Source organism: Pseudomonas sp. TMW22080, from assembly GCF_022496745.1.
Taxonomy (GTDB): domain Bacteria; phylum Pseudomonadota; class Gammaproteobacteria; order Pseudomonadales; family Pseudomonadaceae; genus Aquipseudomonas; species Aquipseudomonas bubulae.
The window spans coordinates 221,699-234,773 of sequence record NZ_SCFF01000001.1; the positions used below are offsets into that span (position 1 = coordinate 221,699).

Consider the following 13,075-nt stretch of genomic DNA (forward strand, 5'->3'; position numbering starts at 1 on the left):
CACGCACACAGCCTGTGGGAGCGGGCTTGCTCGCGATAAAGGCGCTGCGCTGTATCAGGCCTCACGCGAGTGGCTAAAGGCCAGAAACGAAAAACCCCATCACCAGGACGGGGTTTTCGTTATAGCTGATCAGGCAGTGCCTGAATCAGAACGTAACGCCCTGGCTGCGCAGGTAGTCATCGTAGGTGCCGCTGAAGTCGATCACGCCGCTTGGGCTCAGCTCGATAATACGAGTGGCCAGGGAGGATACGAACTCACGGTCATGGCTGACGAATACCAGGGTGCCCGGGTAGTTCTCGAGTGCCAGGTTCAGCGCCTCGATGGATTCCATGTCCAAGTGGTTGGTCGGTTCGTCCATGACCAGCACGTTGGCCTTTTGCAGGATCAACTTGCCGAACAGCATGCGACCTTGCTCACCACCGGAAATAACCTTGACCGACTTGAGGATGTCATCGTTGGAAAACAGCATGCGGCCCAAAGTACCGCGCACCATTTGTTCGCCCTGGGTCCATTGGCCCATCCAGTCGAACAGGGTCATGTCGTCTTCGAAATCGTGAGCGTGATCCTGGGCGTAGTAGCCCAGTTCGGCGGCTTCAGTCCACTTCACCGTACCGGCATCCGGGGTCAGTTCGTTGACCAGGGTGCGCAGCAGGGTGGTTTTGCCAATACCGTTCGGGCCAATGATCGCAACGCGCTCGCCGGCTTCAACGGTGAAGCTGAAGTCCTTGAACAGAGTCTTGCCATCAAAGCCTTTGGCCATTTGCTCGACAATCACAGCCTGACGGTGCAGCTTCTTGTTCTGCTCGAAGCGAATGAACGGGCTGACACGGCTCGAAGGCTTGACCTCGGCCAGGGTGATCTTGTCGATTGCCTTGGCGCGGGAGCTGGCCTGCTTGGATTTCGAGGCGTTGGCCGAGAAGCGGCTGACGAACGCTTGCAGTTCGTTGATCTGCGCTTTCTTCTTGGCGTTTTCCGACAGCAGTTGCTCGCGCGACTGGGTCGCGACGGTCATGTACTCATCATAGTTGCCCGGGAACAGACGCAACTCGCCGTAGTCCAGGTCAGCCATGTGGGTGCACACGCTGTTCAGGAAGTGACGGTCGTGGGAGATGATGATCATCAGGCTGTTGCGCTGGGTCAGAATGTTTTCCAGCCAGCGGATGGTGTTGATATCCAGGTGGTTGGTGGGTTCGTCGAGCAGCAGTACTTCAGGATCGGAGAACAGCGCCTGAGCCAGCAATACGCGCAGTTTCCAGCCTGGCGACACTTCGCTCATCGGGCCGAAATGCTGCTCGATACCGATACCCAAGCCCAGCAACAGCTCGCCGGCACGGGATTCGGCGGTGTAACCGTCCATTTCAGCGAACTCGGTTTCGAGTTCGGCTACGGCCATGCCGTCTTCTTCAGTCATTTCCGGCAGCGAATAAATGCGATCGCGCTCGGCCTTGACCTTCCACAGCTCTTCGTGACCCATGATCACGGTATCGATCACGGTGAATTCTTCGTAGGCGAACTGGTCCTGGCGCAATTTACCCAGACGCACGTTCGGCTCCAGCATGACCTGGCCGCCGGACGGCTCAAGGTCATCACCGAGGATCTTCATGAAGGTGGACTTGCCGCAACCGTTGGCACCGATCAGGCCGTAGCGGTTACCGGCGCCAAATTTTACTGAAACGTTCTCGAATAGCGGCTTTGCGCCGAACTGCATCGTGATATTTGCTGTGGAGATCAATTACTTTACCTATCAATAGCTTAGAGTTCGCTGGTTTCAGCCGGTACCCATATGGGACCAATTTGGAGCTTTTCCAGCTCGCTCCAATCTGAGCTTGAGTCGAACCAATGCGCATACGTTGACAGCAACATTTGGACGCTATGGCCAAGCTGCTGGGAAATGAAGGCGGGATTCAAACCGGACATTGAGCGTATTGTCTCATAGGTATGGCTACAGTTGTATGGCACCGGGCATCTGATTCAGTGTGTTTGCTGGCTGACTGCACAAAACCCTGGTTTGGTATGACAGGTACCTCTCTTTGAAGCGCAAGCGGCCCAAGGATTTCGCCTGGCCCGTGAGAAGCCTGCTTTTAATGGAGGCTATGAGAAGCCGTCAGCGGCAAATACGAATTTGCATAGGGTTTTTTTGCAGGCAAATCTGCCGGTATTTCCGCGTATGGCCTACAGGGTTGCCCTGTAGAAAGCCGATGTGAATGAGCGGCGCATCTTGCGAAAGGCCCATATTCAATCATGGTGGGCAGCGTCACTCATAGGGTGCTTTGTGCACACCTTGGAACTGCAAGCCCCGGTAGTCGGGCGAAGTTCGTGCAGAGGTCAATCATTCAAAGAGACAATCAATGCCTTTGATTTGTAGGGATGAACAATTTAAAAGCCATGCCCTGAATTGCAGTGTTAGTAAGCAATGCTGCAAGTTTATAAAGTGGGCAGCATCAGCGGCTGATGCGGATTTTTTTACGGGTGAGTTCACACATAAAGGTCCCCGTATCGCCGCGCAGTACGTACAAGGTCGCTCGGTAGAAGGCCGAAGGCCGCGTGCAGTGCAGGTCGCGCATCTTGCGATAAGCCCATTTCCAGCCGCGCTTAGTTACAGTACTCATCTTATTCATCCTTGAAAGATTTTATATTTTGAGTGTATCAGCACTTTTGGATAAATGGACTACTCCGTATGAGGGTGTTTTTCTGGCAAGGAATGTCGCCATGCTCAAGTTTTAGCTGCACTAAATTGTTTCGAATGTATTAAATTTAGATGGTCATCTAAACGAGTTTTGCACTTTTTTAGTGCGCAGCTGAAAGTGAGTGCAAGTTGGCGGTTGTTATTGGGGTAGTAGCACTAAGCCATCTCTTGTCCAGGTTCTCCGTCAAATAATCCATGAACGCTTTGACCTTGGCCGTCAGGGCAGAGCGATCCTGTACGCAGGCATAAATATCCAGTGGCTCGACGCAAGACTGGCTCGAGTCGTGACTGTGTTTGAGCAGTGCAATCAGCCGGCCTGAATCGACATGGGGGGCAGCCACGAACTCTGCCAGGCGGGCAATCCCGGCACCGTAAATGGCCATTTGGGTCAGTGCGTCGATATCGTCACTGATAGCCGTGAAGTTCAGCGCTACATAGTAATGCTCCCCCTCGCGGAAAAACCCCCAGCGCAACAAGCGCCCGTCAAGCGGGTAGCGAAAGGCCAGGCAGGCATGCCTCTGAAGATCTTCAGGGCTGCGCGGGATACCGGCCCGCTCCAGATAGGCAGGGGAGGCGCACACCACAAAAGGTACTGAAGCGATCTTTCGCGCAACAATGCCTTCTTCCAGCTGCGGCTTGATCCGCAGGCTCAGGTCAATACCGTCCTGGATATGGTTTATTTTGCCGTCAGTGGTGCACAGTTCAAGGCGCAGGCGCGGGTGGCGTGCCGCAAAACCGGCAATCAAGGGAGCCAGTACATGGCGGCCGAACGCGGAGGTCGATGCAATGCACAAACGCCCTTGCAGTTCTGTCTCGCCAGCGCTGATGGCCATTTGTGCAGACTCAAGGTCTGCAGCGACGCGTCTGACTCTTGCGTAGTACAACGCACCGCTTTCTGTCAGCGCCATACTGCGCGTGGTGCGGTGCAGCAACCGAGCGCCAAGGTGCTCCTCCAGGCGGTTGATGGTCTGGCTGACGGCGGCGGCACTGAGCCCCAGATTTTTTGCCGCGCCCACGATGGACCCCGTTTCGACCACTTTAATAAAGCTGGCAATCGCCGCGAGCAGATTCATGAGGGGCTCTACAGGTTATTCGTAAGATTTTCTTTATAAAGTAAGTGTCCTAGAACGTCTAGTTGACCGTTTTTGATCTTGCTAAGGTGCGTCATCTCTTTATTACATGCTCAAAAAAGGCCTTTTATGACCTCCAAAACATCCAGCGCCGTACTTTCGTCGAAGCGCATGAAGCTCTCCGCGCGAGCTACGCCTTATGTCTTTGCTTTCTACATGTCGACGATCATGGCCTTTCTGATGTCGTTGGTAATCACCGCAGCCAACTCCGGCATTGAGGAAGATTACCTGAGCAATGCGCTGCATGCTTATCAGCTGGCAATGCCGGTTGCGTTCCTGTGCATCCTGGTGGTGCGGCCCATTGTAGTGAAACTGGTGTCATTTACCGTGCACCCGCACCGTTAGTCCGAAAACCCTTTTTGTGACCTGTGGCAAGGGCGCAGCAGAAAAAGGCTGCTTAACTGCATCAGTGATTTTGGCGGCTGCCAGACAGGGGTACCTGAGTGGCAGCCACGGATGATTTTTGATCAGGTAAAGGAAGGCCATCATGAAAGCGCTCACCTACCAGGGGCCCGGCGAAAAAGCCTGGGCCGAGATCCCCGATCCGGTCATCGACAAGCCGACCGATGCCATTGTGCGCATCCTGCACACCACCATTTGCGGCACCGACCTGCACATTCTCAAGGGCGATGTTCCCGAAGTGACCCGCGGCACGGTTTTGGGGCATGAAGGTGTGGGGGTGGTTGAAGCGGTCGGCTCGGCCGTGCGCAATTTCAAGCCCGGCGATCATGTATTGATATCCTGCATCACCTCGTGTGGCAGCTGCGCCAATTGTCGACGTCAGATGTATTCCCACTGTGCGGATGGAGGCTGGATTCTGGGGCACTTGATTAACGGAACCCAGGCCGAAAAAGTACGCATTCCCCACGCAGATAACAGTCTGTACCCAGTTCCCGCCGGGGCGGATGAAGAAGCCCTGGTGATGCTCAGTGACATCTTGCCCACCGGTTTTGAAATTGGCGTGCTCGCGGGCAAGGTCAAGCCCGGCGACAGTGTAGTGATCGTGGGGGCAGGGCCGGTTGGTATGGCAGCGCTGTTGACCGCGCAATTTTACTCGCCGGCCCAATTGATCATGGTGGATGGTGATACAAACCGGCTTGAGGTCGCCAAGCGTTTTGGGGCCACGGATATCATCGATATCAATACGCAAAACGCGGTTGAACGTATTTTTGAGCTGACCCATGGCGTCGGGGTGGATGTTGCGATTGAAGCGGTGGGTATTCCTGCCTCGTTTGACACCTGCCAATCAGTGATAGCCCCGGGCGGCAGCATCGCCAACGTGGGCGTACATGGCAAAAGTGTCGAGTTGCACCTTGAAAAATTGTGGATCCAGAACGTCACCATTTCAACCGGGCTGGTCAATACCAATACCACCCCTCTGCTCCTGAAAACCGTGCAGTCCGGAAAAATCGATGCGGGCAAGCTGATTACGCACCGCTTTGCGCTCACAGACATCCTCCAGGCTTACGAGGTGTTCGGGAACGCAGCCAAGGAGAAGGCAATGAAGGTGATTCTGTCGCAACAATAGACAGATACACCATCCACTACTATGTTGTTTGCGGCAGAACTAATGTTACTTAATCGTTGATAATAGGGATATTGGCATATGAAAAAGCACATTTTGTTAGTTGGCGTTGTGGGTTTGGCGGCACTTTCCACACTTGCACAAGCTGAAACCAAACAACCCGTCGCAAAATGGACGTGCGCGGATTTCCTGGCCGTGGATGAGAGCTTCCAGCCGACCGCCGTTGGCCTGGGCGAAGCCATCAACAAACAGGGCAAAGTTGAAGATGCGGTGCTGGATGTAGACGGTATCGCCAAAATCACTCCTTTGGTGGTAACGGCCTGCAAGGAAACCCCTAAAGAATCCTTCGTCTCCAAGCTCAAGGCTGAGTGGGCAAAAGTCAAAAAAGACGTTTAACCCAAACCCGGCCTGTACTTCACGCGAGTACAGGCCTCTGCGGTGCAATCCTGGCCCGTATGCGGCCAATAACCTCCTCGCCGTTGTGAATTTCCTGCGCTGTAACCCCTCTACATAAAGACAGGCCTGCCTTACTGGTCAAAAGGGCGTAGTAGACTAGGCTTTTTTTATCTCTATCTGTCGGGGAACCCTATGTTAATCAAGTCATTAGCTGAGCTTGACCGTATTCGTGACGAGTGCCGTTCCATGGTCACCAAGCGTTCGGCCGTCTCGGCAGGTGCGGCTGCGATCCCCATCCCGGGGCTTGATATCGGTACGGATGTCGCGTTGCTGGTTGAAATGCTGCCGGCCATCAACAGCAAGTTCGGCCTTACCCCACATCAGATCGAACAGATGGACTCACGTTCCAAGCGCCTGATCGTGGTGGCAGTCAGTGGTATTGGCAGTGAAGTGATCGGCAAATTCATCAGCCGTACGCTGGTCATGTCCCTGGTCCGCAAGATGGGCACCAAAGTGGCGACCAAATCCGTGGTTCGCTTTGTCCCTTTTGTGGGGCAGGCCGTGGCGGCAACCATCAGTTTTGGTGTGATGAAACTGGTGGGCAATGGCCATATCGAAGATTGTTATCAGGTTTGCCGCGAGGCATTGCTGGCGCAAGCCAGAGACTCGACGGTGATTGTGATCGGCCCTGAAACCGATAGCTGACACGTTTTGTACACCTTGCAATCGAACCTGTTACGCGCAGGGCCCTCAAAGGTTCAAGGTCGATCAAAAACGGAGGGCGTGATGAACACGTTCAGAACCAGTTTTGCATTCCTGCTGCTGGGGGGTGTACTCGCCACCCAGCTACAGGCGCAACCCCTTTCAGAACCTTTGCCGGCTCAGTATCAGCAGCTGGCGCAAAACACCCCGATCACCAACACCCCGCCCGTTAACAACCCCATCCGCCGTATCAACCCCAACAGCCGTCAGGGCACCGGTGCTTCCGTGCCGGGGGCAAGTGGCCCGGGTATTGCGCCTGCGGTGCAGCCCCAGGGCATTGATAGCGGCAAAATAGGCAATGGTTACCCGCGTAACCCGCCAGTGCCACCGACAATCAAGCCGACCGCACCCTCATTGCAGCCGCGGGACAAACCTTAAACGAACAAGGAATAGTTGATGTTGAGAAAAACCCTGCTGGCCACAATGTGTGCCACTTCGCTGCTCGGTATGGCGTTCACGGCCCATGCCGATGGGCAGAATACGTTTGTTTCCGAGTCCGGGGCCGTTACCGTCACGCCGGTGGTCGAAGGGCTCGATCATCCTTGGGCACTGGCCTTTTTGCCCGACAGGCAAGGCATGCTGATTACCGAGCGGGCGGGCAATCTGCGAGTTGTGAGCCCTGACGGTAAATTGTCCGCACCGCTTTCAGGTGTGCCGCAAGTGTGGGCCAAGGGGCAGGGTGGCCTGCTCGATGTGGTGTTGTCGCCCAGCTTCGGTGAAGACCGGTTGGTGTATCTGTCGTACGCCGAAGGTGGTGCAGACGGCAAGGCCGGTACCACGGTGGGCCGTGGGCGCTTGTCGGATGATTTGACCCGATTGAGCAACTTTGAAGTGATCTTTCGCCAGCAGCCGAAGCTCTCTACCGGTAACCACTTCGGCTCACGGCTGGTGTTCGATCGCGATGGCTACTTGTTTATCGCCCTTGGGGAAAACAACCAGCGTCCGACCTCACAGGATCTGGACAAGCTGCAAGGCAAGATTGCGCGCATTTACCCTGACGGGCGTGTGCCCAAGGACAACCCTTTCACAGGGCAGCAGGGGGTAAGGCCGGAAATCTGGTCATACGGCCATCGCAATCAGCAAGGCGCGGCGCTGAATCCCTGGACCGGGACCCTGTGGACCCACGAGCACGGGCCAAAGGGGGGCGACGAAATCAACCTGATCGAGCGCGGTAAAAACTACGGTTGGCCGCTGGCAACCCACGGGATTGACTACTCTTCCAAGCCGATTCCGGAAGCTCAGGGCAAAATCGTCGAAGGCACTGTGGTTCCGCACCACATATGGGAAAAATCCCCGGGTATCAGCGGCATGGCTTTTTATGATTCAGATCGCTTCAAACCCTGGCAGCACAGTCTGTTTATTGGCGCCCTGGCAGACAAGGATCTGATACGCCTGCAACTGAGCGGTGACAAGGTGGTGCATGAAGAGCGCATGCTCGGCGATCTCAATGCCCGTATCCGCGATGTGCGCCAAGGCCCTGATGGCTATTTATATGTATTGACCGATGAGGATGACGGCGTGCTGTATCGCGTGGGGTTGCAATAACACTCATCAATGTGGGAGCGGGCTTGCCCGCGATGGCATCAACGCGGTCTGACCGTTCAGCCGCGTCGTCTGCATCGCAGGCAAGCCAGCTCTCACAATGAAAAATAAAAGCGCTTACTCGCTCACAGCCTGCTTGATCTGCTTGGAGGCCGACCAGATACGGTAGCGCACTTCAATATCCTTGGGCACATACACCACGATCGGCAGTTTGCTGTTGTAACGCAGCATAAAGCCTTCACCGACCACCGGCACAAACTCGGGGTGCGCCTTGCCTTCAGGGCAAGCCATCATTGTGCTCATGGGCCCGCTGACCTTGTTCAGGCGATACATCGGGTAGCCCCAACCCTTGAGAGTTTTTTCTTCCAGCTTACCGCCAAGACGCTGCTGGTTGCAGTCAACCTGCAGGGTCTTGCCCGCGATGATCTGTACCTTGTAGTCGTCTTCATTCTTTTGCTTGGGCAAATGAATGACCTGACGGCTAAAGCCTGCTTCGGCTTTTGGATAGGGAGCGACATCTTCCAGTTTGGCGGCGTTGGCCACGCTGCACAGCGTACTCAAAGACAGTAATACGGCTGCGCTGATCACCAGTGATTTCATGGTGCTTTCCTTATTTCAGAGCTAAAAATATACCTACAGTTGAATTAAACAACCTGCCCGGGATCAACTTCAGACAACTAACAGTCGATTAAAGTGCCCGTTCGGCCACCGGGTACGGATAGATTACTTCGCACCAGGGTCGAACAGCCAGTAAACTGCTTTTTTTCCTGCGAATCATTAATTTACCGAGGTTTTGCATGACACTCAGTCCTCTTGCGGGCAAGCCGGCCCCGGCTCAGTTGCTGGTCGATATTCCGCGACTGGTGACCGCTTATTACACCGGTCAACCCGATGCAGCCATCACGACCCAGCGTGTCGCCTTTGGTACTTCAGGGCACCGCGGCAGTTCATTTGAACTGAGCTTCAATGAGTGGCATGTACTTGCTATCAGCCAGGCCATTTGCCTGTATCGTCAAATGAAGGGAATCAACGGGCCGCTGTTTGTCGGTATCGACACCCATGCGCTGTCTACCCCTGCCGGCGCCAGTGCTCTGGAAGTATTTGCCGCCAATGGCGTCGAAACCATGATAGCCGCTGACGACGAATACACCCCGACGCCAGCGATTTCCCACGCAATCATTTGCTACAACCGTTGCCGCACCAGCGGGCTGGCTGATGGCGTGGTGATTACGCCTTCACACAACCCGCCAGAAAGCGGCGGTTTCAAGTACAACCCGCCCAATGGCGGCCCGGCTGATACCGATGTCACCAAGTGGATTGAAGCCAAGGCCAATGAACTGCTCGCGGCCCGGCTGGCCGGGGTCAAGCGCATCAGCTACGAGCAGGCCCTTAAAGCCAGCACTACCCATCGTCATGATTACTTGAATACCTATGTTGCCGATCTGAAAAACGTGATCGACATGGACACCCTGCGCGGCGCCAATCTGCGCCTGGGCGTAGATCCGCTGGGTGGCGCAGGTGTGCGCTACTGGTCGGCGATCGGCGAACACTACGGCCTTGATCTGGACGTGGTGAACACCTCGGTCGACCCGACGTTCCGCTTTATGTGCGTGGACTGGGATGGCCGGATCCGCATGGACCCGTCTTCCAGCTACGCCATGCAGGGCCTGATCGGCCTGAAAGAACGCTTTGACGTGGCGTTTGCCTGTGACCCGGATCACGACCGTCACGGCATTGTTACGCCATCGGGTGGTCTTTTGGCCCCGAACAACTACCTGGCTGTGTCCATCGACTACCTGTTCCGCAACCGGCCGCAATGGCGCGCCGATGCCGCCGTGGGCAAAACCGTGGTTAGCAGCGGCCTGATTGACCGGGTAGCCGCGCGTCTGGATCGTCGCCTGTATGAAGTGCCGGTAGGCTTCAAGTGGTTTGCCGATGGTCTGTTTGAAGGCTCGCTGGGGTTTGGCGGCGAAGAAAGTGCCGGCGCCTCGTTCTTGCGTCTGGACGGCAGCGTCTGGTCGACCGACAAGGACGGCCTGATTCCGTCGTTGCTGGCTGCTGAAATGACGGCGCGTACCGGTCGCGACCCTTCCCAGCTGTACCAGGAAATGACCGAAGAGCTGGGCCAGCCATTCTCCACCCGTGTCGATGCCAAGGCCACCCCGCAGCAAAAAGCGCTGTTGGGCAAGCTGTCGCCCGGGCAGGTCAAGTCGACCACGCTGGCAGGTGAGCCGATCACTCAAATCCTCAGCCATGCACCGGGCAACAATCAGGCCATCGGCGGGCTCAAGGTCATGACTGAAAACGGCTGGTTTGCTGCACGCCCTTCGGGCACTGAAGATATCTACAAGATCTACGCCGAGAGCTTTATCGGCGACGAGCACCTCAGCCGTCTGGTTGAGGAAGCGCAGGTACTGGTCGATACCGCCATCGCCTAAGCCAATAAAAAGCCCGACCCCGCAATGGGGTCGGGCTTTTTTGTGGCTCAGCGCAAAGCACTCAGCTGCGGGTGACCAGTTGCACCACTTGCTGCATGTTTTCGTTGCAGGCACGGGCTTGCTGGAGCATTGCTTCGAATGGCGCGCTCATGATTTCGTCATGGCTCAACCAGCTGTGCTTTTGCGTCATGGAGTACAGGTAACGGTACTCCTCTTTGCTGCGCTTGCTGCTCAGCTCCATATCAAACCACGGCGAGTTCACCTTGCAGGTCTTGATCTCCTTGCCAACCTCGGCCCCTGACAGGGTGATGTCGTAGGTGACTGTCTCCGGATCGGCCATGTACAAATCCGCCAGCTGACCGGTGCGGCGATAGTTCATCAGGCTGTCCCAGCGCTCGCTCGCAAAGGCGGGTTTGTATACCTGCTGCCCGGAGAGGTTTTCCAGTGGCCGAAGGTTGGTCAGCGTGGCCTGCACCTTGTAACGCTCGGGTACGACAAAGCCGGTTTTCTCGCGACTGATCTTGCAGTCGCCGATTTCCTTGCCGAAATGGTTGCACAGGTTCAGGTCGGTGGCACTAACCCCGGAGTCTGTGTCGGCGTAGCTGAGCTGCATCAGCGTCATTTGCCCCATCTGTACTTCAGCCGTGGTGCGGGCCTGGCCATCACGATTGAAGTGTTCGAACTTCTTCACGCCCATGCTCAGGCTCGGCTGTTCTTCCGGAATATGATCCTGGTACACCCTGCCTTCGGCATCGATGACCAGTGCCCAGCGATTCTGGATATCGGGCATGCTGCGCCCCGGCATAAACACCGGGTTGGTAGGGTCCAGCCACCAGACCTGGCCGTTGACTTGAGCCTTGACGATGGCGTGATTGGCTGCGCCTGTGCCAGGCAGCAACAGGCCAAGCGGGTTGCTGCCACGGCTGACCCAGGCGGTTTGCGCGTTTATGTCGCTGGCCTTCAACATCGCAGTCAGCAATACGGACAGGTCTTTGCAATCGCCGTAACCGCGCTCTTCGATCTCGCTCAAGGTAAAGGGTACATAGCCACGATCTGTGGCGCGCCAGTCACCCATATAACGGTATTGCTCGTGGATGTACTGCATCACGCCTGACACTCGCCCGGCGGCAGGCAAACCCTTGAGGCCCGAAACAACCTTGGCGGCGCCCGCAGGCAGGCTGGCGCCGAGGATTTGCTGATACCGCGCGGCGAGGTTGCCGAAGTGATCCTGCACTTGGCTGGAACTGGCGATTTCAACCCGTGGCATCTGGCGGATATAGGCGTTGCCGGCTTCGTTGATGTAGTTCACGAAGCGCGGTTTTTGCTGCTCGATCACCAGGGTCTTGTTGTCGGAAGAGGGGTTGAAGGTAAAGTCCTCCATCAACTCACTGCGCCAGACCATCGGCTGCTCAGCGGTGAACGTGCTTTTGAAGGCATCCGAGCGCACGGGGGCAGGGCCGAACATCATCGGGTAGTGGAAGTGCTCCATCAGCGGTTTCGCCACCGTATGCTCACGCACGGTGTACATGATACGGGTGCCGATGCGCAGGTTGGGGAAAGCGATCGATGTTTGCCGCGCTCGCTGAAAACCCTGGTCGGGGTTGGGGGCCATGCGCGTATCGATTTGCGAGGGGGCCAGCGCGACCGGTTTGCCACCGGGTTGTGTCGACTGGGCGTCAATGATCTCCAGCCGATCCGTTTCGGGGAAGCTGAAGTCGATGCGCGACAGCATCTCGCGGCCATTGTTGGTCAGGATGGTATAGCGGTACGTGGTAGTGCAGTCGGTGCTGGTGTCTTTGTTGAAATGGCAGTTTTTTGCTGTTTCGCCAGCCAGAGCAGCCTCTGACGCCGGTTGCAATGCCGCGTAAGACGGCAGGCTGACGATCCCCAGTGTTGCGCAAATCAATGATTTGCTGAAAGTAAAGCGGTGCATGAGCGCCTCAGGTCGTTCCCTTGAAACAGCACCCTGCGACGTTTTAGTTATGTTGATAGACGGTTGCAGGATGCTGCGCGAACAGCGGATGATAATCGATCGCAACTGTATTTTCTACATTGTCAGACAATCAACCTCGCGCAGATGCCCGTTCCAGAGCCTTTTCCTGGAATTCAGGCGGCAGGTAGGGGCTGACACACATCGACCCATTGCGCGTTAACCAGATCCGCCATGCGTGTCGGGCAAATTTTCACCGCCGTATGCGTGGCCCCGGCTGCAGGCATGACTTCGCTAAAGCTTTGCAGGGAAATATCGCAGTACACGGCAAGATCGGTGGCCAAGCCGAATGGGCAAACACCCCCCACCGGATGGCTGGTCAAGGCAACGACGGTTTCGGCATCGAGCATTTTGGCTTTGCTGCCCAGGGCATCCTTGATTTTTTTGTTATCGATACGTGCATCGCCGCGGGCCACCAGCAGAACGTTGCGTTCGCCGACGCGAAAGGCCAGGGTTTTGGCGATTTGACCAGGTTCCACCCCATGGGCCTCGGCCGCCAGAGCGACCGTCGCGGTGCTGGTGGCCAATTCGATAATGTGCAGGTCAGGGGCGTTGGCGTGAAAAAATGCGCGTACGGATTCAAGGCTCATCAGACTCGGCTCTCTG

At 56.1% G+C, this 13,075-nt stretch carries 13 protein-coding genes and 1 pseudogene; 7 read left to right on the forward strand and 7 right to left on the reverse strand.

The genetic code is table 11. The features are described 5' to 3' along the window. Positions 1 to 145 precede the first annotated feature (145 nt). From EQV96_RS01045 to EQV96_RS01060, 4 genes and pseudogenes are all read right to left on the reverse strand, one after another. Positions 146 to 1,732: an ABC-F family ATPase gene (locus EQV96_RS01045; protein ID WP_029611422.1), complete on the reverse strand. Its 1,587-nt coding sequence runs from the start codon at positions 1,730 to 1,732 to the stop codon at positions 146 to 148. Positions 1,733 to 1,752: 20 nt separating this feature from the next. Next, positions 1,753 to 1,956 (reverse strand): annotated as a pseudogene (locus EQV96_RS01050) (hypothetical protein); the annotation flags it as partial. A gap of 485 nt (positions 1,957 to 2,441) precedes the next feature. Then, a complete protein-coding gene (locus tag EQV96_RS01055) occupies positions 2,442 to 2,609 on the reverse strand; it encodes a hypothetical protein (RefSeq protein WP_169916325.1) in 168 nt (55 codons plus the stop codon). Positions 2,610 to 2,787: 178 nt separating this feature from the next. Beyond that, positions 2,788 to 3,759 (reverse strand): LysR family transcriptional regulator, encoded by a 972-nt coding sequence (locus EQV96_RS01060; RefSeq protein ID WP_095000162.1) that lies wholly within the window; start codon positions 3,757 to 3,759, stop codon positions 2,788 to 2,790. 126 nt (positions 3,760 to 3,885) lie between these two features. Here EQV96_RS01060 and EQV96_RS01065 point away from each other — a divergent pair, with 126 nt between their 5' ends. The 6 genes from EQV96_RS01065 to EQV96_RS01090 all read left to right on the forward strand — a co-directional run bounded on the left by EQV96_RS01065 (position 3,886) and on the right by EQV96_RS01090 (position 8,044). Then, on the forward strand, positions 3,886 to 4,161 hold the full coding sequence (locus EQV96_RS01065) for a DUF2798 domain-containing protein (RefSeq protein WP_095000163.1): 276 nt from the start codon (positions 3,886 to 3,888) through the stop codon (positions 4,159 to 4,161). A 142-nt stretch (positions 4,162 to 4,303) separates the two neighbouring features. Beyond that, positions 4,304 to 5,344 (forward strand): zinc-dependent alcohol dehydrogenase family protein, encoded by a 1,041-nt coding sequence (locus EQV96_RS01070; protein WP_095000164.1) that lies wholly within the window; start codon positions 4,304 to 4,306, stop codon positions 5,342 to 5,344. Between the two features lie 78 nt (positions 5,345 to 5,422). After that, positions 5,423 to 5,737 (forward strand): acid-activated periplasmic chaperone HdeA, encoded by a 315-nt coding sequence (gene hdeA, locus EQV96_RS01075; protein WP_095000165.1) that lies wholly within the window; start codon positions 5,423 to 5,425, stop codon positions 5,735 to 5,737. A 246-nt stretch (positions 5,738 to 5,983) separates the two neighbouring features. Next, positions 5,984 to 6,442 carry a hypothetical protein gene (locus EQV96_RS01080; protein WP_232527584.1) on the forward strand — a complete coding sequence of 153 codons (459 nt, stop codon included), beginning with the start codon at positions 5,984 to 5,986 and terminating at the stop codon, positions 6,440 to 6,442. Positions 6,443 to 6,523: 81 nt separating this feature from the next. Further along, positions 6,524 to 6,877: a hypothetical protein gene (locus EQV96_RS01085; protein ID WP_095019900.1), complete on the forward strand. Its 354-nt coding sequence runs from the start codon at positions 6,524 to 6,526 to the stop codon at positions 6,875 to 6,877. Positions 6,878 to 6,895: 18 nt separating this feature from the next. Continuing rightward, positions 6,896 to 8,044: a PQQ-dependent sugar dehydrogenase gene (locus tag EQV96_RS01090; protein ID WP_095032130.1), complete on the forward strand. Its 1,149-nt coding sequence runs from the start codon at positions 6,896 to 6,898 to the stop codon at positions 8,042 to 8,044. 114 nt (positions 8,045 to 8,158) lie between these two features. Here EQV96_RS01090 and eco read toward each other — a convergent pair whose 3' ends face one another. Further along, positions 8,159 to 8,641: a serine protease inhibitor ecotin gene (eco, locus tag EQV96_RS01095; RefSeq protein ID WP_095000169.1), complete on the reverse strand. Its 483-nt coding sequence runs from the start codon at positions 8,639 to 8,641 to the stop codon at positions 8,159 to 8,161. Between the two features lie 197 nt (positions 8,642 to 8,838). Between eco and pgm the strand changes: the two genes are divergently transcribed. Further along, the gene (pgm, locus tag EQV96_RS01100) at positions 8,839 to 10,479 is read left to right on the forward strand and encodes a phosphoglucomutase (alpha-D-glucose-1,6-bisphosphate-dependent) (protein ID WP_240881069.1); all 1,641 of its coding nucleotides are present in this window, start codon (positions 8,839 to 8,841) and stop codon (positions 10,477 to 10,479) included. 61 nt (positions 10,480 to 10,540) lie between these two features. On the opposite strand, the gene EQV96_RS01105 is transcribed toward pgm, so the two are convergent. Both EQV96_RS01105 and EQV96_RS01110 read right to left on the reverse strand, forming a co-directional pair. Then, on the reverse strand, positions 10,541 to 12,412 hold the full coding sequence (locus tag EQV96_RS01105; RefSeq protein WP_095019902.1) for a DUF3857 domain-containing transglutaminase family protein: 1,872 nt from the start codon (positions 12,410 to 12,412) through the stop codon (positions 10,541 to 10,543). Between the two features lie 173 nt (positions 12,413 to 12,585). After that, on the reverse strand, positions 12,586 to 13,059 hold the full coding sequence (locus EQV96_RS01110) for a YbaK/EbsC family protein (protein ID WP_095000172.1): 474 nt from the start codon (positions 13,057 to 13,059) through the stop codon (positions 12,586 to 12,588). Between the last annotated feature and the right edge of the window lie 16 nt (positions 13,060 to 13,075).

Bases quoted from the DNA above. Each gene is read 5' to 3' on its own strand.
- EQV96_RS01055 (WP_169916325.1), bottom strand. From the start codon at position 2,609: ATGAGTACTGTAACTAAGCGCGGCTGGAAATGGGCTTATCGCAAGATG.
- EQV96_RS01060 (WP_095000162.1), bottom strand. From the start codon at position 3,759: ATGAATCTGCTCGCGGCGATTGCCAGCTTTATTAAAGTGGTCGAAACG.
- EQV96_RS01065 (WP_095000163.1), top strand. From the start codon at position 3,886: ATGACCTCCAAAACATCCAGCGCCGTACTTTCGTCGAAGCGCATGAAG.
- EQV96_RS01070 (WP_095000164.1), top strand. From the start codon at position 4,304: ATGAAAGCGCTCACCTACCAGGGGCCCGGCGAAAAAGCCTGGGCCGAG.
- hdeA (WP_095000165.1), top strand. From the start codon at position 5,423: ATGAAAAAGCACATTTTGTTAGTTGGCGTTGTGGGTTTGGCGGCACTT.
- EQV96_RS01080 (WP_232527584.1), top strand. From the start codon at position 5,984: ATGGTCACCAAGCGTTCGGCCGTCTCGGCAGGTGCGGCTGCGATCCCC.
- EQV96_RS01085 (WP_095019900.1), top strand. From the start codon at position 6,524: ATGAACACGTTCAGAACCAGTTTTGCATTCCTGCTGCTGGGGGGTGTA.
- EQV96_RS01090 (WP_095032130.1), top strand. From the start codon at position 6,896: ATGTTGAGAAAAACCCTGCTGGCCACAATGTGTGCCACTTCGCTGCTC.
- eco (WP_095000169.1), bottom strand. From the start codon at position 8,641: ATGAAATCACTGGTGATCAGCGCAGCCGTATTACTGTCTTTGAGTACG.
- pgm (WP_240881069.1), top strand. From the start codon at position 8,839: ATGACACTCAGTCCTCTTGCGGGCAAGCCGGCCCCGGCTCAGTTGCTG.
- EQV96_RS01105 (WP_095019902.1), bottom strand. From the start codon at position 12,412: ATGCACCGCTTTACTTTCAGCAAATCATTGATTTGCGCAACACTGGGG.
- EQV96_RS01110 (WP_095000172.1), bottom strand. From the start codon at position 13,059: ATGAGCCTTGAATCCGTACGCGCATTTTTTCACGCCAACGCCCCTGAC.